The organism is Qipengyuania gelatinilytica, from assembly GCF_019711315.1.
Lineage (GTDB): Bacteria > Pseudomonadota > Alphaproteobacteria > Sphingomonadales > Sphingomonadaceae > Qipengyuania > Qipengyuania gelatinilytica.
On the sequence record NZ_CP081294.1, the window covers coordinates 1,233,842 to 1,256,696 of the forward strand.

At 62.3% G+C, this 22,855-nt stretch carries 17 protein-coding genes; 8 read left to right on the plus strand and 9 right to left on the minus strand.

Features of this window, described 5'->3' with window-relative positions; all coding sequences use genetic code 11:
- The first annotated feature begins 10 nt into the window (after positions 1-10).
- The 6 genes from K3136_RS06130 (at position 11) to K3136_RS06155 (ending at position 7,447) form a co-directional block, all read left to right on the plus strand.
- Positions 11-1,750, plus strand: a complete 1,740-nt coding sequence (locus K3136_RS06130; RefSeq protein WP_221431986.1) for a fatty acyl-AMP ligase — start codon at positions 11-13, stop codon at positions 1,748-1,750.
- A 115-nt stretch (positions 1,751-1,865) separates the two neighbouring features.
- A complete protein-coding gene (locus K3136_RS06135; protein ID WP_247711452.1) occupies positions 1,866-3,116 on the plus strand; it encodes a toxic anion resistance protein in 1,251 nt (416 codons plus the stop codon).
- Position 3,117: 1 nt separating this feature from the next.
- Entirely contained in the window at positions 3,118-3,876 is a 759-nt protein-coding gene (locus tag K3136_RS06140) for a hypothetical protein (protein WP_221431987.1), read from the plus strand.
- Entirely contained in the window at positions 3,876-4,178 is a 303-nt protein-coding gene (locus tag K3136_RS06145; RefSeq protein WP_221431988.1) for a polyhydroxyalkanoic acid system family protein, read from the plus strand. The genes K3136_RS06140 and K3136_RS06145 overlap by 1 nt, the downstream gene beginning before the upstream one ends.
- A gap of 219 nt (positions 4,179-4,397) precedes the next feature.
- A complete protein-coding gene (locus K3136_RS06150) occupies positions 4,398-4,889 on the plus strand; it encodes a biliverdin-producing heme oxygenase (protein WP_221431989.1) in 492 nt (163 codons plus the stop codon).
- Complete coding sequence (locus K3136_RS06155; RefSeq protein WP_221431990.1) at positions 4,886-7,447, plus strand: HWE histidine kinase domain-containing protein; 2,562 nt, start codon at positions 4,886-4,888, stop codon at positions 7,445-7,447. The genes K3136_RS06150 and K3136_RS06155 overlap by 4 nt, the downstream gene beginning before the upstream one ends.
- On the opposite strand, the gene K3136_RS06160 is transcribed toward K3136_RS06155, so the two are convergent.
- Genes K3136_RS06160 through K3136_RS06170 form a run of 3 tightly spaced genes read right to left on the minus strand, consistent with a single transcriptional unit; the run spans position 7,434 to position 10,045 of the window.
- On the minus strand, positions 7,434-8,246 hold the full coding sequence (locus tag K3136_RS06160) for a class I mannose-6-phosphate isomerase (protein ID WP_221431991.1): 813 nt from the start codon (positions 8,244-8,246) through the stop codon (positions 7,434-7,436). The two genes, K3136_RS06155 and K3136_RS06160, sit on opposite strands and share 14 nt — an antisense overlap.
- Positions 8,243-9,259 (minus strand): mannose-1-phosphate guanylyltransferase, encoded by a 1,017-nt coding sequence (locus K3136_RS06165; RefSeq protein WP_345725183.1) that lies wholly within the window; start codon positions 9,257-9,259, stop codon positions 8,243-8,245. The genes K3136_RS06160 and K3136_RS06165 overlap by 4 nt, the downstream gene beginning before the upstream one ends.
- 60 nt (positions 9,260-9,319) lie before the next feature.
- Positions 9,320-10,045, minus strand: coding sequence for a TonB family protein (locus K3136_RS06170; protein WP_221431993.1), 726 nt, complete (start codon positions 10,043-10,045; stop codon positions 9,320-9,322).
- 76 nt (positions 10,046-10,121) lie between these two features.
- On the opposite strand from K3136_RS06170, the gene K3136_RS06175 reads away from it, so the two are divergent.
- On the plus strand, positions 10,122-12,920 hold the full coding sequence (locus tag K3136_RS06175) for an ATP-binding protein (RefSeq protein WP_221431994.1): 2,799 nt from the start codon (positions 10,122-10,124) through the stop codon (positions 12,918-12,920).
- A 78-nt stretch (positions 12,921-12,998) separates the two neighbouring features.
- Here K3136_RS06175 and K3136_RS06180 read toward each other — a convergent pair whose 3' ends face one another.
- From K3136_RS06180 to K3136_RS06190, 3 genes are all read right to left on the minus strand, one after another.
- Positions 12,999-16,406: a TonB-dependent receptor gene (locus K3136_RS06180; protein ID WP_221431995.1), complete on the minus strand. Its 3,408-nt coding sequence runs from the start codon at positions 16,404-16,406 to the stop codon at positions 12,999-13,001.
- 250 nt (positions 16,407-16,656) lie between these two features.
- Entirely contained in the window at positions 16,657-17,598 is a 942-nt protein-coding gene (locus K3136_RS06185; RefSeq protein WP_221431996.1) for an isopenicillin N synthase family dioxygenase, read from the minus strand.
- Positions 17,599-17,612: 14 nt separating this feature from the next.
- Positions 17,613-18,956: a NupC/NupG family nucleoside CNT transporter gene (locus K3136_RS06190; protein WP_221431997.1), complete on the minus strand. Its 1,344-nt coding sequence runs from the start codon at positions 18,954-18,956 to the stop codon at positions 17,613-17,615.
- Between the two features lie 134 nt (positions 18,957-19,090).
- On the opposite strand from K3136_RS06190, the gene K3136_RS06195 reads away from it, so the two are divergent.
- The gene (locus K3136_RS06195) at positions 19,091-19,822 is read left to right on the plus strand and encodes a queuosine precursor transporter (protein ID WP_221431998.1); all 732 of its coding nucleotides are present in this window, start codon (positions 19,091-19,093) and stop codon (positions 19,820-19,822) included.
- Positions 19,823-19,828: 6 nt separating this feature from the next.
- Here K3136_RS06195 and K3136_RS06200 read toward each other — a convergent pair whose 3' ends face one another.
- The 3 genes from K3136_RS06200 to K3136_RS06210 are packed head-to-tail and all read right to left on the minus strand — an operon-like array spanning position 19,829 to position 22,778.
- Entirely contained in the window at positions 19,829-20,344 is a 516-nt protein-coding gene (locus K3136_RS06200) for a DUF421 domain-containing protein (RefSeq protein ID WP_221432239.1), read from the minus strand.
- Between the two features lie 32 nt (positions 20,345-20,376).
- Positions 20,377-21,366, minus strand: a complete 990-nt coding sequence (locus K3136_RS06205; RefSeq protein ID WP_221431999.1) for a radical SAM protein — start codon at positions 21,364-21,366, stop codon at positions 20,377-20,379.
- Positions 21,363-22,778, minus strand: coding sequence for a dihydrolipoyl dehydrogenase family protein (locus K3136_RS06210; RefSeq protein WP_221432000.1), 1,416 nt, complete (start codon positions 22,776-22,778; stop codon positions 21,363-21,365). Before K3136_RS06210 ends, K3136_RS06205 begins: the two co-directional genes overlap by 4 nt.
- Positions 22,779-22,855: the final 77 nt, after the last annotated feature.

Sequence of the window (22,855 nt, forward strand, 5' to 3'; positions counted from 1 at the left end):
TAACAAAGCCATGAACGACGCCGTTTTGACGCCGACGCCGAACGACTGCAACCTGCCGCGACGCAGGAGCGACTTCGCGACCTTTAACGACGCCATCGATTACGCTGCCCGCAGCGAAAAGGGGCTCAATTTCCACGATCCGCGCGGCAATCTGTCACGCGTTTATACCTATGCCGAGATGCGAAGCGATGCCCATGAACTGGCGTACAAGCTGATCGCTTCGGGGATCGGCAAGAACGAGCGCGTGGCCCTGGTCGCCGAGACCAGCCCCGAATTCGCCGCCATGTTCTGCGCCTGCATCTATGCCGGTGCCTGGCCGGTGCCGCTGCCGCTGCCCACGACCTTTGGCGGCAAGGAAAGCTATATCGACCAGCTTGCGGTCCAGCTGCAGAGCAGCGATCCGCGCATCCTGCTCTATCCTTCGGACATCGCCGAAATGGCCAAGGCAGCGGCCGACAAACAGGGCTGCGAGGGCGAGACCTGGGACGAGTTCGCCAGCCGCGAAGGCCCGGAGTGCGAGCTTCCCGAAGCGAAGCCCGACGATATCAGCTATCTTCAGTACTCCTCGGGCTCGACCCGCTTCCCGACCGGTGTCGCGGTCACGCACGAAGCGCTGCTGCACAATCTGCGCGGCCATGCCCAGTCGATGGATATCGGTACCAACGACCGCGTCGTCAGCTGGCTGCCGTGGTACCATGACATGGGCCTTGTCGGCTGCTTCCTGTCGCTGATCGCGAACCAGGTTTCGGTCGACCTCCTGCGCACCGAACATTTCGCGCGCCGCCCGCTTGCCTGGCTCGACCTGATCAGCCGCAACAAGGGCACGACGCTCAGCTATTCGCCGACCTTCGGCTATGACATCTGCGCGCGCCGCATCTCCAGCCAGAGCCACGTCGCGGATCGCTTCGACCTGTCGCGCTGGCGGACTGCGGGCAATGGCGCGGACATGATCCGTCCCGACGTGATGCAGAATTTCGTCAATGCCTTTGCCGAGGCAGGCTTCAAGGCCAATGCCTTCACGCCCAGCTACGGCCTTGCCGAAGCCACGCTGGCCGTCACCGTCATGCCTCCGGGCGAAGGTATCCGTGTCGAACTGGTCGAGGAAGAGCGCCTTTCGGGCCGCCCGCGCGACCTGTCGAAGCCCGCGCGCTACCGCGCCATCGTCAATTGCGGGAAGGCGATTCCCGGCATGGATGTCGAAATCCGTGACGAGAAGGGCAACGCCAAGGGCGACCACCAGATCGGCAAGGTCTGGTGTCACGGCAAGAGCGTGATGCATTCCTACTTCCGCAACGAGGAAGCCACAAACGACTGCCTCGTCGATGGCTGGCTCGACACCGGAGACATGGGCTATCTCGCCGATGGCTATTTGTTCATCGTCGGCCGCGCGAAAGACATGATCATTATCAACGGCAAGAACCTGTGGCCGCAGGATATCGAATGGGCCGTGGAACAGCTTCCGGGCTTCAACCACGGGGATATCGCCGCATTCTCGATCGATACCGACAATGGCGAGGAAGCGCCCGCCGTGCTCGTCCACTGCCGCGTGTCCGAGCATGACGAACGCATCAAGCTGCGCGACCAGATCGCCGACAAGGTTCGCGGCGTGACCGGCATGAACTGTGTGGTGGAACTCGTGCCGCCGCGCACGCTCCCGCGCACCAGTTCGGGCAAGCTTAGCCGCGCCAAGGCCAAGCGCCTGTACCTTGCCGGCGAAATCCAGCCGATCGAGCTGGAGATGGCGGCCTAGTTTCGACCAAGCGCCAACCGGCAAGTACGGAGGCGCTTGAAACTCGTGTTATAGCAACCTAATACAGAACCAAGGCTCTCACGCCGTTGTTCTCAGGGAGGTCTGCTGAAATATCATGAGTGACGAAACGCCTAAGGCCGAAACCGCGCCCGCAGCTGCAAAAGCTGCCCCCACGACTACGGCTGCACCGCCCGAATTCGACCTGACGCCGCCCGATCCCGTGCCGGTCGTCGCGCCCGAAAAGGCCGCCGGTCTTGTTCCCGTTTCCGCGGACGTGAAGAGCAAGCTCGAAACCAAGGTCGACGGTTTCGTCGAAGACCTGCTGGCGCAGGACGCAAACTCGCCCGAATTCGGCAAGAAGGTCGACCAGCTCACCAACATGGGCCGCAAGGAAATCATGGCGGCGGCAGGCATGTCGAACCGCTTCCTCGACCGCCCGGTCCGCGCGATGGACAAGGACGAAGGCGTCGGCGCGAACCTGTCCGAGCTGCGCCGCGTGGTGGAAGACCTCGACCCGGGCAAGCGCGGCAAGCTTTCGGGCACGCGCAAGTTCCTTGGCATCATTCCCTTCGGCAACAAGTTGAACAATTACTTCCGCAGCTACCAAAGTGCGCAGACCCACATCCAGTCGATCCTCAACAACCTTGCCAGCGGCAAGGACGAGCTGATCATGGACAATGCAGCAATCGACGTCGAACGGCAGAAGCTGTGGGAAGCGATGGGTAATCTGGAACAGATGATCCACATCTCGAACACGCTGGACCAGAAGCTGGAAGAAAAGGCCGCCGAACTCGACGCGACCGATCCGGCCAAGGCCAAGGCGGTGCGCGAGACCGCTCTGTTCTATGTCCGCCAGCGTACGCAGGATCTGCTCACCCAGATGGCGGTGAGCGTGCAGGGCTATCTCGCACTCGACCTGGTCAAGAAGAACAATGTCGAACTGGTGAAGGGTGTGGACCGCGCCAGCACCACGACTGTCGGTGCGCTGCGAACGGCTGTGACCGTGGCAGAGGCGATGACCAACCAGCGCCTCGTGCTGGGCCAGATCACCGCGCTCAACGATACCACGGCAGGCATCATCGACAGCACCTCCACCATGCTGCGCGACCAGACCGGCAAGATCCACGAACAGGCCGCAGCCAGCACCATCCCGCTGGAAACGCTGCAACGTGCCTTCCAGAACATCTACGACACGATGGACGAGGTCGACCAGTTCAAGCTGCGTGCACTCGACAGCATGAAGCAGACGGTCACCGTGCTTTCCGACGAGGTCGAGAAGTCGAAGGGCTATATCGCGCGCGCCGAAGGGCAGGCGCAGGCGCAGAAGTCGGTGCAGGAATCGGCACTGCTGAGCATCGAAGGCTGATATGGGCGACCTGACCCGCGATAGCGACCGCATCATCGAGAACGCACGGATCGTGCGCGATGACAATCGCACCGGCGGACGGCACCGGCGCGAAGTGTCGATCGGCGCCGGTTCGGCCAAGATCAAGAAAGACATCTGGGTCAAGCGCATCCGCAATATCGCGATCGCCCTGTTCGGGATCTGGGTTGCGACCGGTATCGCCGGACTGATCCTCGACGGGATCGGTTTTGCAGGCGTCATGGCGCTGGTGGTGGCAAGCGTTATCGCGATCGCGGTGCTGGGCAATTATCCCAAGCTCAAGACGCCCCGCCGCGAAAATTTGAACAAGGGTAACGTCAGGGACATGGTCGGCCGCACCGAACTGTGGCTGGAAAGCCAACGACCCGCCCTGCCCCCGCCCGCCGCGAGGATCGTCAGCGACATGGGCGTGCAGCTCGATGCGCTGGGCCTCCAGCTTGAAGGCGTGGACCAGAACCACCCCAAGGCCCGCGAAGTCCGCAGCCTGGTGGGCGAACAGTTGCCCGAAATGATCGACAGCTATCGCAAGATTCCGGCCCACCTTCGCGCTGAACAGCGCGCGGGCGCCACGCCGGACGAACAGCTCACCGACAGCCTCGGCAAGATCAGCGGCGAGATCGACTCGATCACGCGCCAGCTGGCCGAAGGCTCGCTCGACGATCTGGCGATCAAGCACCGTTATCTCGATTACAAGTTCGGCGAAGGCGCTGCGACTGCACCGGAACTGGAGAACAAGAGCTGATGCGCGTCCCACTGTCCCACGACCTCGGCAAGGAAGAGGTTCGCCGCCGCCTTCAGGCCCGCAGCCACGAAATCGGTGACGCCATCCCCGGCGGAATGGCCGATGTCGAGACGAGCTGGCCGAATGAAGACTGCATGGCGCTCGACATCAAGGCGATGGGCAATGTGACCCGCGCGCAGGTGCTGATCGAGGAAACGCAGGTGATTTTCGAGGTCAACCTGCCCCCGGCCCTGTCCTTCGTGGAGCCGATCGTGGCCGGTGCGATCCGCAAGAAAGGCCAGAAACTTCTCGAGTCCAAATAAGCCGCATTTCCGGCGGTGATTGTTTTGGCATTCTTGCTGGAACCTTCTGCGTTCTCAATCGCTTCTCCCTGAAGCAGGTCTGTCGGTTCGGCATGCGCATGGTTCCCCGGGTCGCGGTGAACCGGCCAGCTTTCGCTCGCATTTCCTGTTGTTTACCGGGACGGGGGTTCCAGCTTGAGACACGAATTAAGACAGGCAACGCGAACAGCCCATGACAGGTTGGACCGCATTGCCGCAACCATGCCATTATCTTCGACAGGCGATTATGCCTCGTTCCTCGGCGCGCAGTTCGCAGCGCGTGCCGCGATGGAAGATGCCTTTGCTACGACTTCGCCCGGCAAGCTGGGCCAGCCTCCGCAACAGACGCAGCTGATCCTGGCCGACCTGGCAGAGCTCGGCTATGCGGCACCTCCCCCCGTTTCGCCTCTACACCTGCGCGGCGAAGCGCAAGCGCTTGGCGCAGCGTGGGTCGTGGCCGGCTCCTCGCTCGGCAACCGTGCCATGCTTGCGCAGCGCGGCAAGGCCGGGCTGGGTGGCGCAGAAAGGTTCCTCTCCGATCCGGCAATGCCAGCCTATTTCAAGCGATTGCTCGATGTCCTCGAAAGCCCCGCGAACCACGCTTCGATCGAAGGCGTAATTGACGGCGCTCACGAAGCATTCGCCCTGTTCGAATGCGCATTTGCAGCGCAGCAGCTGGAGAATGCGGCATGAGCGCCGAAGAGAACCAGGTCGATCTGACCAATTGCGACCGCGAGCCGATCCACATTCTCGGCCAGATCCAGCCTTTCGGCGCCCTGCTGAGCATCAATACAGACTGGTTCGTAAGCCAGCGCTCTGCAAACCTGGAAGAGATGCTCGGTCTTGGCGATGAGGTGGAGATCGGCTCCAGGCTGGCAGACATCCTTTCCGCCTCCGCTTTCCGGCGCCTGCGCAGCGCCGTCTCCGCAATTGGCCGGGGCGATCAGGTAGAGCGGCTTTTCGGCATCGACTTGCTGGAAGACGGCAGGCTTTTCGATTGTGCGATCCACTGCTCGGGCATGTATACGATCATCGAGATAGAGCCGCATGCCGAGGGCGATATCAACCGGCAAATGGCGATCCTGCGGCCGGTCCTGGGTCGGCTGGACAAATTGTCGGACGTCGACGCCCTGATCTGCGATGCGGCGCGCCAGTTGCGTGTCGTGCTCGATATCGACCGGGTCATGGTCTATCGCTTTCGTGACGACCTGTCGGGTGAGGTGGTCGCCGAAGCCAAACGCCACGATCTCGAGGCATTCCTCGGGCTGCGTTATCCGAAAAGCGACATTCCCGCGCAGGCGCGCGAACTCTACAAACGCAACCGGTTTCGCATCATCAGCGATGTCGAGAGCGAACCCATTCCCATCACGCCCCGCCAGACCCTGGAAGGCGAAGACCTCGACCTGTCGATGAGCACGCTTCGCGCGGTCTCGCCGATCCACATCGAATACCTCAAGAACATGGGCGTCGGCGCCTCGATATCGATCTCGATCGTGATCGGCGGCGAGCTGTGGGGGCTGTTCGCCTGCCATCACTATTCGCCCAAGATCCTGCCCTATTCGCAGCGGACGACTGCCGAACTGTTCTCCGAAACATTTTCGCTCATGCTGGAGAGAACGCTGTTTCGCGAGAGCGACCGGCTAAGGCAAAGGGGCCGCCAAGTGCATGACCAGCTCATGCGCGACATTGCGGCCGGTACACCGCTGCACGAATCCCTGCCCACGCTCGATCCGGTCATCCAGGACGTGATCCCGCATGACGGTGCGAGCGTCTTCGTAGACGATATCTACATCGCGCGCGGGGCGGCTCCCAACGAGGAAGAATTTCGCGCCATTGTCGGCCAGTTAAACGGGGCTGCAACCAGCAAGGTTTTCGTGACCGACCAGATATCCAGCCGCATCCCGCGGGCAGAACGGTTCGCACACCGCGCCACCGGCGCGCTTGTTATCCCCGTGTCGCGCATGCCGCGCGATTATCTGGTCCTGTGGCGCAAGGGCCTGGACCAGACCGTGCGCTGGGCACGCAATCCGGAGAAGCCGGTCGAACATGGCCCCAATGGCGTGCGCCTCACGCCGCGCAAGAGCTTCGAGGCATGGCAGGAAACCGTCGAGGGACGCAGCGAGCCCTGGACCGCCGGCGAACAGCAGGTTGCAGAAGGACTGCGTGTCACCCTGCTCGAGATCATCCTTCGCCTGACCGACGAAGCGGTGAAGGAAAGGGCCAAGGCCCAGTCGAAGCAGGAACTGCTGATTGCGGAACTCAACCACCGCGTCCGCAACATCCTCAACCTCATTCGCGGATTGATCAGCCAGTCGCGCAGCGAAGCCTCCTCCATCGAGGAATTTTCCGAGATCGTCGGTGGCCGCATCGCTTCGCTGGCTTCCGCGCATGACAATATCACCAAGAACAACTGGTCATCGGCGCCCTTGAGAGGCCTGATCGAGACCGAGGCACAGGCCTATGTTTCCGGCAAACTCGATCGTGTCGAGATCAGCGGTCCCGAAGTCCTTATCGTTCCCGAGGCCTACACGGTGATCGCGCTCGTCATCCACGAGATGATCACGAATTCTGCCAAATACGGGTCGCTGAGCGACAGCTCGGGTACGCTGAAGGTTACGATCAGGCAGACAGGTGACGGGTTCCTCCAGATCGACTGGAAGGAGAGCGGAGGCCCTCCGGTCAAGCCGCCGAAGCGCAGGGGCTTCGGCTCGACCATCATCGATCGCTCCATCCCCTTCGAACTGGGCGGCGAATCCAATATCGATTACAAGCTCGAGGGAGTCGAAGCGACCTTCACCGTACCCGAACGCTTCGTATCCTATGAAACGACGGACACTCCAGTTCCGGCCGAAGACCGGATCGAAGAGGACGAGACCCCTTCGGCAGACCAGCCCGATGCGAAGGTCGACGCTCCCGAAACCGTGATGCTGGTCGAAGACAGCATGATCATCGCGCTCGATACGGAAGATTGCCTCAAGGAACTTGGCGTTTCGACGGTCATCATGGAAAGCACCGTCGCCGGCGCGCTGCGCGCGCTTGAAAGCAACCGCCCCGACCTCGCTATTCTCGACTACAACCTAGGCAAGGAGAGCAGCGAGAAGGTGGCCGAGGAACTGGTGCGGCGGAACATTCCGTTCTGGCTGGCGACCGGCTATGGCGAGATGAAGGACCGGCTCGATGAAATCGGAGCGCAGGGCCTGCTGGTGAAACCTTACGGGAAATCCGACCTGATGGGGATCATCGAGGGGTGAGCGGCAGTCCGGCGACGAGGCAGCGCGAGCAATCCGACAAGTCGACCTGACCCAGGTTTTCCGCTTGGGCGGAGCTGCCCGAAGCGATCGTCAATCCGCCCGTCGAGCAATGCCCCTCGAGCGGGATGACCTGCACGGCGCCCTCGAACCTTTCGCGCACGGCGCCAGTCTCGCCGCCCGCGATGTGGGCGACGCTGAACAGGGGGCCTTCGACAAGCATTTGCGTGCGTGAAGGGTCTATGGTGCGCCGCAAATCCGCGGGGTGTTCGCCGCCGATGGCGCACCTCACCGCTTCCTCCAGGTGCAAGGGGCGGTCGCGCCCGTAATCATAGAGGCGATAGGTAATGTCGGTGCTCTGCTGCACCTCGACCAGCGTGAGGCCCGGCCCCATGGCATGCACCGTCCCTGCAGGCACGTAGAGAAAATCGTTCGCGGCAACTTCGCGCCAGGCCAGAAGGTTCTCGATCGAACCGTCCCGTGCCGCCCCGCGGATTTCGTCGGGGCCGATATCGCGGCGGAACCCTGTCGCCAGCTGCGCGCCCGGAGCAGCATCGAGGATAAGCCAGCATTCGTCCTTGCCCCGGCCGGTCGGGCTAAGTTCGCCCTTCGGGTGCACCTGGACCGACAGCTTGGCGCTGGTGAAGAGGTATTTGGTGAGGATCGTGTCGAGCGGGGCATCCGGCTGGAACCAGATCTCGCCGACAGCCTCATCGCAATCGCCGACGAGCGCGGGCGAGAGGTCGTCGCGACCCCACGGCTTGACCAGCAGCCTCGGCACGATTGCGCTGTTCGAATTCACTTGGACTTGTCCGTCGCCAGATTCTTCACCGCCTGCGCCGCATCACGCGACAGGACAAGCACGTCATCGCCATCGACGACAACGATGACATTGTCGAGACCGACGACCGAAATTCGTCGATCCTCCCCGACCGTCATGATGCCGCCTGCATTGATCGTTCGGGTTCCGTCGGCGAGCAGGTCCAGGCCGGCGGCTTCCCGTGCCGTCATCAATGAATTCCAGTCGCCGATATCCGACCAGCCGATGTCAGCCGATACCACCGCGGCGTGGGAAGTGTTTTCCATGAGCGCATAATCGACGCTCTCGCCCGCTATCCGGGCGAACGCAGATCCCTCGGGATGGAACTGCGCCCCGTCCTCCCTGCCGTTTTCGACCGCTTGCCGGACAGCTTCTGCCATCTCGGGCCAGTGCCGGGACAGCTCGTCCAGGAAGGTGCCTGCACGGAAAACGAACATCCCGCTGTTCCAGGTGAACCGGCCGCTTTCGAGATAGGCCTGCGCGGTGGCTTCATCGGGCTTTTCGACGAAACGCGCGACATGGTGCCCTTCACCAACGGGCCCGCCCTTCTCGATATAGCCATAACCCGTTTCGGGCCGGTCGGGTTCGATGCCGAAGCACACCAGCTTGCCATCCCTCGCGAGGCTTTGCGCCTTCTGGACTGCCTCGTGGAACGCCTGCCGGTCGGCAATATGGTGATCGCTCGGACAAACGAGCAGGATGGTATCAGGCTCGACCCTTGCCGCAGCGAGGGCGATGGCGGGCGCCGTATTGCGCGCTGCCGGTTCGACGATCAGGGAATACTGCCCGGCCTGACGTCCGACGAGAGCCACCTGCTTTTCGCCGGCTACTATCAGCGGCTCTGCAAACAGGTCGCGGTCATCCAGGCGGTCGAGCGTTTGCTGGAACAGTGTCCGCTCTCCCAGTAGCGGAAGGAACGGCTTGGGCCTGTCCGCACGGCTGAGCGGCCACAGGCGTGTACCGCTGCCTCCGCACAGGACGACGGGCTGGATCACTTGCACTTCCTTACTGCGACCGGTCTCTTCCCTCCTGCATAGAGGCGGGTGGCGCGCTTGTCAGTTGAAGAAACGCTGGCGGTAAAGGAACGGTGCAGCGACAGGATTGCCCTGCGCATCACGGGCAGGCTCGAAGCGGATCTGCTCGTAGGACAGCTGGCAGACAACCGCATCGGTTTCGGGAAAAGGGCTAGCGCGGTAGATCGAGCAGGATGTCACCCTGCCCTCCGGCGAGACCACAAGGCGGACGATGACAGACTTGCCGATGCGCGCCTGCCTGCCGCCCGGCGGGATCGGAAAGGCCCTGCTGTCGGTGATGGAGCGGGTGAGCACCGGCTTGGTCGCAGCAACACCGCCTTGCCCGCTTCCGCCCCTGCCCGATCCGGTTCCCACGCCGCTGCCTTCGGCGCCGGTGCCTTCGCCCGACTGGGTTGCACCAGAGGTCGTGGCGCTGCCGGTCGAGGCGGCACGCGGCACAGGCTGGTCTTCCCTGACCTGACGCCTCGGGGTCGGTGCGGTGACTGGCTGCGGGACGGCTTCCTGCCCCGGATCACCCTGGGCACCCTCGTCCGGTTCGGGCTCGGTCACGGGGGTCTCTTCCTCGGGCGTCGTGACCGTCACCGTGAAGGCCGACACGACTGTGCGTTCGACACCGGCCACGGCCGTTGGCGCCAGCATACGTGCCAATACGTAGAGGATTCCCAAGTGAATCAGCAGTATAAGCGCAATAAGCCACGGGTTGAGACGCGTCTTCGTCGCACTGAAATTGGTCGCGGGTTCGGCCATGGAGATCAAACGGCGCAAACCGCCGGGACGTTCCGTCGCTTCGACCGGCAAGCTCGAAAAGGCAGGAGAGATACCCATGGCCACCAGCGCCGCCGGATTGGATCATGCAGCAGCGCGGTCCGCCAATGGTCTACGCCCTGCCGCTGCGAGATTGGCCTATCCGCTGATCGCTTTGCTGGCTTTTGCGGCGCTTGCATATGTAAGCATCGATCTGACACGTGGTGAAGGCCGCATAGCCGTAGTCTGGCTGCCCAATGCGCTTGCCGTCGCCTTCCTGCTTCGCCGCAAGGTTCCGCACGAACCGGCGCTGTTTATCGCAATGTTCCTCGGCAACGTGCTGGCGAATTTCATCGTGGGCGACGCAGTCTTGACGGCGGCGGCGCTGGCCCTGGCCAATTCCGCAGAAATATGGCTCGCCGTGGCGCTGGTCAGGCGTTGGTGCGGAAACCGGCCCGACATGTCGGACACCTATGACCTTTCGCGCTTCATACTCGCCGCAGGACTGATTGCGCCGATTGCATCGGCCGCGATTGCATCGCTCGCACTGGCCGGAACTTCAGGGCTCTCGCTTGCTCCCATCCTGCGCTGGGCGACATCGGATGCGCTCTCGATGCTGATCCTCGCGCCCGGCGCGCTGGTGCTGCAGGATGCAATCGCCAACATTCGCATGCCTACCGTGCGCGAGGTCGTGGAATGGCTGTTGCTGACAATCGGCGGCACGACGCTCACCCTCGTCGTCTTCTACCAGACCGCGTTACCGCTCCTGTTCCTGATCCCTCCGATCGTGATTGCCCACGCCTTCAGGTTAGGTGCGCTGGGCACCGCCTTTTCGGTCATGAAGGTAGCCGTGATCGCGTTGATTTTCACCCAGGCTGGCAGGGGGCCGATCAACCTCCTCCCCGCGCCGGTCGACGTCCAGATACTGATGCTGGAGGCATTCCTCGCCACCTCGATGCTCGTCGGACTTCCCGTGGCGGCAGTGCTCGCCACGCGCGACAAGGTCTCCGCCGAGCTGGCGGCGGGCAAGAAGCAGATGGCGCTGCTTGCGGACAATATCACCGATGCGATCCTGCGATACGACATCGACGGACGCTGCACCTACGCTTCCCCCTCGGTGGAGAATGTCCTTGGACTTCCCCCGGCCAGTTTCATCGGTCGAGCCAGCAGCGAACGGGTCCATCCCGATGCCCAGGCCGCAGTCCGAGACGTCGAGGAAGCTCTGCTGACCGGCAAAAAGGACAAGGAACGGTTCACCTACCGGCGCTATCTCGATGCTGTTGACGGAAGCGCCGTCTTCATCGAGGCCGATTGCGCCGTCGCCTATAACGGCGAGACCGGCGAACGCGAGGGCATCATCGTCTCCGCACGCGATGTCACCAACCGCATCGAGCTCGAACGCAAGCTCAAACGTGCCACGGCGCATGCGGAGAATGCGGCCCGGGCAAAATCCCAGTTCCTCGCCAATATGAGCCACGAGATCCGTACGCCCATGAACGGTGTGCTCGGCTTTGCCGACCTGCTGAGCCGTATGAAGCTCGATCCCGAAGCAGCGCGCTATGCCGACCTGATCGTCCGTTCGGGCCGCTCGATGATGATGCTGCTCAACGATATCCTCGACATATCGAAGATCGAATCCGGCAAGCTTGTCGTTACGAACGAGACCTTCGACCTGCTCCAGCTCGTGGCCGACTGCGAACGGCTCCACAAGAGCAGTGCCGAGGCCAAGGGGGTTCGCCTGACCGCGGTATGCCTGCCCGATGTCCCGCGCCTGGTTCGCAGCGATCCGTTGCGGCTCCGCCAGATCCTGCTCAACCTGCTGGGCAACGCGGTCAAATTCACCGAGCGGGGCGAGGTCGCACTGAAGGTCGGATATGAGCATGGCGAGTTGATCCTCACTGTCGAAGACAGCGGCATCGGCATCGCGCCCGACCGCTTGACGAATATCTTCGACCCCTTCGTGCAGGAACAGGCCAGCACCACGCGGCGATACGGCGGCACCGGCCTCGGCCTTTCGATCTCGCGCCAGTTGGCCGAATTGCTCGGCGGGTCGCTCGAGGCGACTTCCACACCCGATTTCGGATCGCGTTTCACCCTGCGCCTGCCGTTCGAGGCAGGCGATGTGGAGCGTGATACTGTCGACGAGCATTCCCGTCGGGCCAGCGACGGCCCGATGCCGACCTCGGGCCGCATCCTGCTTGCAGAAGATCACGATGTGAACCGGATGCTCGTCACCGCCATGCTCGAAGAACTGGGCCAGCGTGTGGATACAGCCCATGATGGCATCCAGGCGGTCGAAGCGGTCATAGACGCGAGTGAACGGAGCGAGCCCTACGACCTGGTACTGATGGATATCCAGATGCCCGAATGCGACGGCTATACGGCAGCACGACGGATCCGTCGTGCCGGACTCGATGCGCACGGCCTGCCTATCGTGGCGCTGACGGCCAACGCATTTCCAGAGGACATCGCCGCAGCAGTGGAGGCCGGCATGCAGGCGCACCTGGCCAAGCCCCTGGTATTCGAGGAACTGGCGGAGGCGCTGGCCCGCTGGATGCCGGTCCATATCGTCGACGAAGGCGCCGTCGCGTCGGCAGCTCGCGCCACGCTGACGCCCTCGAATGCGATGGAGCAACGCTGGAGCGAGCGAAAGGGCGAAGCGATGGAGGCCGTGGGTTCGGCCTTGCGCGATAACGCGCTGGAAGGCGCCCATATCGAGGAGCTTGCGCGTACCGTGCACAAGCTGGCGGGAAGCGCGGGGATGTTCGGCGAAGTCGAACTGGGAGAGAAAGCCGCAGCACTCGAACGCGCGCTGCGGGCGAGCGTCGAGACCGGCGTACGCCGCCAGCTTGCGCAGGAACTGCTCGACCTAGCCTGAGAGCCCGCAAAACCAGCGGCACAAACGAAAAGGGCGACCCCGAGGGGCCGCCCTTTCCTGTTTCGATCGTTCGAAGGATCAGAACTCGTAGCGAGCGCCGACCTGGATCTTCCATGCCGAGCCCGAGATCGAGATCGCCTGGTCATCATCGGGGTTGAAGTTGTCGATGATGTAGCGGCCTTCATCGTCGTAATCCGCGAACGAGGTCGGGATGTCGAAGTTGAAGATTACGCGGTTTGCTTCTGCGTCGATCATGTTCAGGACGTTGTCGAAATCGGCGAAGATTTCGAGACGGTCGTCGACGAGGCCGGTCAGGCTGCCGAAGAAGGGCAGTTCCTGGCTGATGCGCATGTCGAGATCGTACGACCACGGGTTACGGCAGGTGTTACGCTCGATGCTTGCGCCCGGCGTGTACTCGCAGCCCGAAGCAGCAACGTAGTCGATCAGTTCCTGGACCGCGGTTGCGTCCGAGAACGGCGACAGGTTCGGATCATTGATGCCCGACGGGACGTAGAGCAGTGCGTTGTCCGAGCCCGAAGCGCTGTCGTTGAACACGCTGCCACCGTCGAACACGAGGCTGTACGGACGGCCCGAACGGGCGCGGAAGTACAGGCCAAGCTGGGTGGCGTAGTCACCGAAGAACTCTTCACGGAAGCTGATGGCAGCCGTGAAGTTGTGACGCGTTTCGTAGTTCGAAGTCGAAACGGCCGGGTTCTGACGGTCGAAGGCTGCCGTGACGTCGTAGGACGAGGTTGCAGTCGACGAGCCGACGTTACGGTTGTTCTCCGAGTCCGTGAAGGCGTAGCCGAAGCGGACGTTGACGCTACCACCGTCGGTGATCAGGCCACCGTCGAAGCGCTTCGAAAGCAGCGCCGAGGCGATGTGGCTTTCGTAGCTCGGGCCGTTGGTCAGCTGGATGAAGTCATCCAGGCGCGTGCCGAAGCAGTCACCGGTCAGGTTGTCGTAGACCGGCGGCGTGCCACCCGTACCAACCAGCGTGGCGTTACAACCAGCATTGTTGATGTCGAGTGCGTCGTAGATCGGACGACCGTCGATGGTGTAGCCGTTGAGGCCTTCATCGGGGTTCGGAGCCTGCACGAGGTCGACGAAGTTCAGCGTGTCGTTGAACCGCGAGTAGATGTAGTCGAGGTTCAGGCGCCAGTCGCTGAAGAAGCCGGTGTCGGTGCCGAAGTCGGTCGCGAAACCGAGGTTCGCACGTACCACGGTCGGCACGTCGAAATCGGGATCGGTCGACTGGACGTCACCGCCACCAACGGCAGCCGAAGCCGAGCCGGAGTCGGTCACGCACTGCGGGAAGCCGGTGAACTCGCCGTTGCCGTCAAGAACATTGGTCGGCGTCGAGGCACAGAATACCGAAGTACCCAGTGCGGTCGAGAAGCCGTTGTTCGAGAATGCGTTCGAGAAGTACACCACCGGGTCACCGCCCGAGAACACGCCGACACCACCGGTGATGCGCGAGTTCGAGAAGAACCCGTCATTGTCGAGTTCGTAGGTTGCGCTCAGGCGCGGCAGCAGGACGGGGTCGAGCTTGCCGAACGAGTTGGCATTGGTGAAGCCGAAGCGGTCGTAGAACGACGGGTTCGCACGCGGTGCATCGCCGTCATAGATCTGCACGCGCAGGCCGGCAGTAATGCTCAGCTGGTTGGTCGCCTGCCATTCGTCCTGTGCGTAGAACGAATAGATGTTGCGGTTGAACCGTGCAGCTGCCTCGTTGATGTCGCCGCTCGGTGTGGCGTTGATGTCAGCGCCGTATGCCTGGCCGGTGGCGATTTCGAATGCGTTCGGGAAGAACTCGAAGCCCTGGCTCAGGACACCGTTTTCGAAGTCGTCGAGGTTTTCGAAGTAGAGCGTACCAGTCGCGTTGATGGCGAACAGGTTGTAAACTTCGAGCGAGTTCGCTTCGGCACCGATCTTGAACAGGTGATCACCAGCATCGATGTTGATCTGGAACTTCGCCTGGTCGATCTTCGTGTCGAGCTGGTTGGCCGAACGGAAGATGCCCGGGCCGGTGCTCAGCACGCCGTAGTTGAATTCGCCCGGATCGTTTGCGTCGGGAACCTGCGTACCGACTGCGAGACGCACGGTCGGGTTGTCCGACTGTGCTTCACCGAAGCCGACCGGACCCTGCTTGTCGCCCACTTCTGCGCGGCTGAGACGCAGTTCGGTCGAAACCTTGTCGCTCCAGTCCGAGTAGAGACGGACCGAGTAGTAGTCCGAGATCGTGCCTTCGTCTTCGAACGAGTTCAGGCCGGTGATGTTACCACCGCCGAAGTCGGGCTCGATGTTCGATTCTTCGAGGCGCTGGTAGGTCGCTTCGAGACGGTGATCGTCATTGATGTAGGCATCGATACGACCGAAGTAGCGGACGCTGGTTTCGTCCAGGGTGCGCGGATAGCCGCCGACGTCCTGGCCGTAGACGTCACGTGCGATCTGCGCGAAGCGATCGAACTGCGCCTGGGTGACACCGAATTCGGGGTTGGCGAAGCCGCCGCCCAGCGGGCCTTCGTCGTTCGCGTCGCCGAGATCGGTTTCTTCGTAACCGAGGTAGAAGAACAGGCGATCCTTGATGATCGGGCCGCCGAGGGTTGCACCCCAGCGCTTTTCGCTACCCGACGAAAGGGGGACTTCCTCGCCATCCGGACGGATGATCGTGTCGGCCAGCATGCTGTCGTCGTAATAGGTGTAGAAGGCCGAGCCGTGGAATTCGTTCTGGCCCGACTTGGTCACGACGTTCACGAGGCAGCCCGTGAAGTCGGAATATTCGACATCGAACGGTGCGAATTCGACCGAGGTCTCGCGGACCACGTCGTAGGGAAGCGGCAGCGAGTTACGCGCTGCGAACGGGGTGCCGTTGAGACCGAACACGTCGGCCTGGACGATGCCGTCGACGGTGAAGGTGTTCGAACGGTCGTTACCGCCGAGGCACGAGATACGGTCGACTTCGTCCGAACGCTCGAGGCTGACACGCGGGTCGAGGCGGATGATGTCGCGGACGTCGCGCGAAAGGCTCGGGAATGCTTCGAGGGTCGCTTCGCCGAATGCGGCACCCGGGCCGACTGCGAGCTGCTGGACGTTCGCACGTGCGCCGGTGACGACGATCACGTCTTCGTTTGCGCTCTGGGTCAGTTCGAAGGTGAAGCTGGTGTTACCCGAAACGGTGATGAACTGCTGTTCGACCGACTGGCCTTCGTAGCCATTAGCCTGCGCGGTAACGGTGTAGGGACCGCCCGGGACGAGCGAGCCGACGCGGAACGTGCCGTCGGGGCCCGAGGTCAGGACGCTGGACTGACCGGTACGGGTGTCGGTGACGGTGACGGTTGCACCCTGAACAGGAGCACCGGCGTCGTCGACCACGCGGCCTTCGATGCCCGAGGTGATCTGCTGAGCGGCAGCAGGTGCAGCGACCATGGCGGCCGTTGCGCTAAGGCTGACCGCACTGGCAGCCAGGAGATACTTGAACTTCATCGGAGAAGACCCCTTCGTCTCATCGGATAGAAAAACTTGCACTGGAAATGCGCCGCCCGGCTAGGCCGGCGATGTTTCGGCAAAGCTATCGTTTTGTGACAGAGTCAAGACAACGGACCCACTCCTGTGGAGGGCGAGTCACGTTTTGACGAAAAAATAAAGTTTTTCAGTCGTTTACCGCTGTTGCAAAAACCACACAGCCGCCGAAAAGATTCGTTTCCCTACGAAACGGAGCGCGGCAGGCCGTGGCTCAGGCGAGATTGATCTCGCGCAGCCGCTGCATCAGGTACTCATGACTCGAGATCGGCTCGGGGTGATCGCCCGGATTCTCGGGGTCGATGCACGAGGGCAGGGTCTCGATCACGTAGTCGGGCCGGAAGTGCAGGAAGAACGGCATCGAATAGCGGGCGCGGTAGGCGGCTTCACCGCGCGGATTGACCACGCGGTGGGTGGTCGAACGCAGCTTGCCATTGGTGAGCCTGTCCAGCATGTCGCCGACATTGATGACCAGCGCACCCTCGGGCACGTCGACAGCTTTCCACTCGCCCTGCCTGGTCAGCAGTTCAAGGCCGGCTTCCTCTGCACCGAGCAACAGGGTGATCGTGTTGATATCGCCATGGGCTGCAGCGCGGATGGCACCTTCGGCCTCTTCGCCTTCGAGCGGCGGATAGCGCAGCAAGCGCATGACCGAATTGCCGTCCTCGACCGTGGACGCGAAGAACTTGCGCGGCAGGCCGAGGTGGATTGCGATCGCCTCGAGCACGCGGCCACCGGCTTCCTCGAAGGCGGAATAGAGGCCGGAGAAGGTCTGACGGAATCCCTCGACCTCTTCGGGCCAGACGTTGTCCGCCATGTATTCGGCCAGCGGGTGGCCTTCGGGCAGTTCGCGCCCGACGTGCCAGAATTCCTTCAGGTCATGAACATTGGCGTCCTTGGCCTTTTCGGTTCCGAAGGGCGTGTAGCCGCGAGCACCGCCGCCACCGGGAATGTGGTAGGCCTTCTTCACATCGTCGGGCAGCGCGAAGAATTCCTTCGACAGCTCTTCCGCGCGATCGATCAGGTCCTGCGGGATCCCGTGGTCGCGGATCACGGCAAAGCCGTATTCTTGGAAGCTGCGGCCGATCTCGTCGGCGATGTTCTCGAGCGGCTGTGCCAGCGACACAACCGCGATGTCGGTGTTCGAATCGGTCATAATGGGTGCGCCCTTTAATACGGAAGGAAGAGTCCTGCCAGCGCGGCACTCATCAGGTTGGCGAGGCTACCGGCGGCGAGTGCGCGTATACCCAGCTTCGCGATGACCGGTCTTTGATTTGGCGCAAGTCCGCCGGTGACCGCCATCTGGATCGCGATCGAGCTGAAATTGGCAAAGCCGCACAGCGCGAAGGTCGCGATCGCGCGGCTGCGTTCGGTCAGCATTCCGGCATCGGCTGCACCAAGCTCGATGAAGGCGACGAATTCGTTGAGCACGATCTTGGTCCCGAACAGGCCGCCGGCGAACTGCGCCTGGCCCCAGTCGGAAATGCCGATCATATACATCACCGGCGCGAAGATATAGCCCAGCAGCATCTGGAAGGTGACGTCGGGATAGCCGAATAGCCCGCCGATCCCGCCGAGGATGCCGTTGGCAAGCGCGACGAGCGCCACAAATACCATGACCATCGCACCCACGGCGACCGCGAGCTTTACACCCGTCTGCGTGCCTTGCGCGGCGGCCTCGATGACATTGGCCGGCTTGTGGCCTTCCTCGAATGTCTCAGCGACTTCGACTTCGTGCGGCCTGCCGCTTTCGGTGAGTGCGGCGGGACCTTCTGCGCTGATGCGCGCTTCGGGGAGCTTGATGTCCTCGTCCGTCCCCGATAGCTCGGCCGCGCTGCGGGCGAGTTCGCTTTCGTCGTCGGGCATGATGATCTTTGCCATCAGGATACCGCCGGGCGCAGACATGAAGGCTGCCGCGAGGAGGAACGGCACGGCTTCCGAACCGATGAAGCTGGCGTATGCTGCCAGGATCGTGCCCGCGACACCGGCCATGCCAACCGCCATCAGCGTGAACAGGCGGCTCGGCGTAAGCGAGGCGAGATAGGGGCGCACGACCAGCGGGCTTTCCGACTGGCCGACGAAGATATTGGCCGCACTGCCCAGCGCCTCGACCTTGCTGATACCCGTGATCCAGCCAATCGCACCGCCGACCCAGCGCACGAGGCGCTGCATGATGCCCCAGTGATAGAGGATCGACACGATCGCGGCGAAGAACACGATCACCGGCAATGCGGCGATCACGAAGGTATTGGTGAAGGGGTTCGAACCCATCGGGCCGAACACGGCCTCGATCCCGATCTTCGAATAGTCGAGCAGGGCGATGACACCGTTCGACATGCCCTCGATCATCTGGACGCCCCACGGCGTGCGCAGGACCAGCAGGGCCATGATGGCTTGCAGGGCGAAGGCTGCACCGACGACGCGCAACTTGATGCGCTTCTTGCCCGTCGAAAGAAGGAAGGCGATCGCCAGGATGGCGAGAATACCGAGGATATTGATGACTACTGGCGGCATGCCGACCCCTTTGGCTTTGCGCTAGTTGCGGATGAAATCAGCCGCTGTCTTGCGCGGCGGGCCCGCTTAGTCAATTTTCAGGCCCGATTCCAGCTTCGGCTATCACCAGACCATAAGGGGCGCGAAACGCCAGCATGACCGACCAACCGGCCAATGAAACCCGCCTCGCGGCAGCCGCAATGCCACTTGGGCTCTTCGTTTACACGCTGCTTTATGGCGGGATGACCGTGCTTGCGGGCGTACTCGCCTACAAGCAATCGCAATTGTGGAACTTGAACCTTCCAGATGACACTCTTTTTCTGCTTAGCCTGTTTGACAATCCAGCGGTCGAGTCCGGAATCTTTGCCTTTCTTCTATTGGTCGTAATCACAAGCACCATCGCGCAACTCTATGGTGAAAAACTTGCGAACCGGCTCGTCTTGTTCGGGTTCGTCCCACTCGCTTTTTCTATTGCTTTGATGTGGCTGGTGCTTGCACTGCCAGTTTCGCCGGAAATGGTATCGGGTCGACCGGGGGCCATTGAAGCGTTCGAGATGGTTCATGGTCAATTTTGGCGTGTGGTCGCCTCAGGCCCCGTCGCGTACCTTGTCTCGCTGTTACTCAATATCTGGATATTTTCGCGTCTCCGCGGGTATGGCGAAGCCAATACACTCGGCCTTATGGTGCGAGGAGCAATCGCTTCCGCTCTCAGCCAAGCTATCGACTCAGTTATCTTTGTTACGCTGGCATTCTACGGAGAATTCGACATTACCGATCTGCTGGTCGGCCAAGTTTTTGCAAAGGTCACACTCAGCATCATATTAGTGCCCTTCCTGATCACCGGCGGGGTGGCCTTCGCGAAATGGCTGGACCGGCGCAACGCGTAGCCAGGCTCAGGGCCGCTCGATACCGTCGATAATCCGGTCTTCCAGATGGTCCCCGTGCAGGACCGATATGTCGCCGGTCGTCTCGAGCACGACCGCGCGGACCTTGTCGAATTCCAGCACGTTGGCTTCGCGCAGTTTCGCGATCAGGTCGCTCTTGGCGACGCGCGAGGTCTTCAGGCCTTCCTCGATGATCTCGCCATCGTACATGAGGAAAATGGGGCCGTTCTGGATCGCATCTTCGAACGCATCCGATGCCCTGCGCCCCTTGGCGATCAGGAACTGTACGAAGAACAGCGCTGCCGTGGCGAGCAAGGCTTGTGCGAAAGCCGTCCACTCGCTGGCCTGGACCGCCCCGGCCAGGAGCGAGCCCGATGCGACGGTGACGACGAAGTCGAAATTGGTCATCTTCGACAGCGTGCGCAGGCCGATGATGCGGATCAGCATGGTGACCCAGACAATCCCGATTGCGGATAGAACTGCCGCGCGTGCAGCGATGTCGAGCCAAGTGTTATCGAAGAACATAGCCACTTAACGGGCCATGGCGCGATATGCTCCTAAGCCGAACAGCTTGCTCCACCCAGAACGCAGAACCGCGCGCAATGCGGGTGGTTGAGAGGCACGTCCCCCGACGCCTCTTGCAGCGTTGCGCCGAGGTCGAAACCATCATCATAGGGTATCAGCGTGCAGGCCACGACGCGCGGGGCATTTTCGCCCTTGCGGTGGACAACCATACGGCTCGATGCGCACATGATGTCTTGCGGAGACTTGCCGAGGATGCCCCAGCATTCGGTCGTGATCTCGGCGATGTCCTTGTCTTCATCCATCTCGGGAAACAGCACCAGTCGCGCTGGATCATGCGCATCGATGGCAATGCCTTCGCGTTCGAACAGTGCAGCGTAGCACTCGCGCGCAGCGACCTCACCTTCATCGGGCAGCAGGCGTCCGGCAACCGCGATGGAAAAGCCGTTTTGCGACAGCCAGCGCAGGCCATCGAGGCCCGGCTCCCAGCTACGCGGCCCGCGTTCGCCCTCGTGGACTTCCTTTGTGTGATGATCGAGGCTGACGCGCAGGGTGAGCTTGTCACCGAAGCGTTCGCGAAGTGCGAGCAGTGCCGCTTCGTGACGTCGCATCGGCTTCATCGCATTGGTCAGGACCAGCGCTTCGAACCCCCGCGCGAGGCTGTCTTCCAGCATCGCCAGCATGTCCGGGTTCATGAATGGCTCGCCGCCGGTGAAGCCGATTTCGCGCGTGCCGATCGTTTCCGCTTCTTCCAGGAAGCGCGCCGCATGGTCGGCGGACAGGTATACCAGCGCGTCGTTGGTCGGGCTGCTCTCGATATAACAGGTGGCGCAGGCGAGATTGCACAGCGTGCCGGTGTTGAGCCACAGCGTGTCGAGCTTCGTGAGCGCGACCGATGCGCGTTGTTCGCCCTTGGCCGTCACCAGCGGATCGCTGAACTTCTCCGCCGGAAGCGCCGCCGCCTCGACGCGGAAGGGTGACGAGCCTGTCGGAGCATTGCGCGTCTGTGCGCGGGTTGCATTCACGAGAAACGCCTCCGCATCGAGGCCAGGAAACCGGCATATTTCTTCGGGATCGCGCCGAATACGGTCGGCTCCCACGCGGTGAATGCGGCGGCCTTGGTAATCTCGCTGCGGGTCGGATAGGCGATGATCGCCGAGCCGAGCGCAAAGGTGCTGCTCTTGCCCGTGATCGACTGGCTGATCGGCAGCAGCAGCTCGCCCGCGTTCTTGCCGACGATGCTCGCGCCCAGCACCTTCTTGCCCTTGAGCACCAGCTTTATGTGGCCCTTGTCCTTGCCTTCGGCGAGCGAGCGTTCGTTGTCGTGGAATGTCTCTTTCACCACGGCAACCTTGTCGCCATGCTTCTCGCGCGCTTCCTTTTCGGTCATGCCGACCTGTGCGACCTCTGGATCGGTATAGGTGCACCATGGCAGCGCCGACCAGTCGACCTTGGTGGGCACACCAAGCGTGATCTCGAGCGCTACGTTCGAGCCTTCGTAGCCGGAAACATGCGTCAGGCGCGGGCCGTCGCGGCAGTCGCCGATGGCATAGATTCCCTTGACCGAGGTGCGGCGACGCTCGTCGACCACGATCCCGCCGCGACCCATTTCAACGCCGATATCTTCAAGCCCGAAGCCGCGGCAATTGGGGTTGCGACCGGTCGCGATCAGCAGGTGGGATCCTTCGATCACCTCACCGGCCGCATGCACCTTGATCGCGCCAACGCCGCCTTCGACCTTGTCGGCCTGCCCTTTCACAAAGCGGACACCTTCCGCTTCCATCGTCTCTCGCACCACCGCCACGCTGCCAGGATCGTCGCGGCCCATGAGGTCGCCCGGTTCGAGCACAGTGACCGTACTGCCGAGGCGGCGGAAGCTCTGCGCCATTTCCATGCCGATGACACCGCCTCCCACGACGACGAGATGATCGGGCAGGACATCGAGATCGAAGATATTCTCATTGGTGAGGTAAGGCGTCGTATCGATGCCCTCGATCGGCGGGACTGCAGCCTTCGAACCGGTGGCGATCACGATGCGCGGCGCGCGCAGCGTGCGACCGCCGACCTCGACCGACTGCGGGCCGGTGACCTTCGCCCAATCGCGGATGACCTCGCAGCCCATTTCGTCGAACCGTTCTTCGCTGTCATGCGGAGCGATGGCGGCGATGGCATCGTGGATGTGTTTGTGCACCCCTTTCCATTCGACCTTCGGCGGCTGCAGGGTGATGCCGTAGCGCTCGCTCTCGTTCGCCTCGGCCGCGCGCTTGGCTGCGGCAATCAGCGCCTTGGACGGCACGCAGCCGTCGTTCAGGCACTCGCCGCCCATCTTGCGCGCTTCGATCAGCGCGACATCCAGCCCGAACAGAGCACATCCGCCGGCAGCGGTCAGACCGGCCGCCCCGCCACCGATCACGATCACGTCATGTGTGAATTTCATCGCTTGCTCCGTAACCGAATATGCGGGAGATGCGAAAGCCCCGGTGCATTTCGCACCGATCTTTTCGCAGCCAGGAA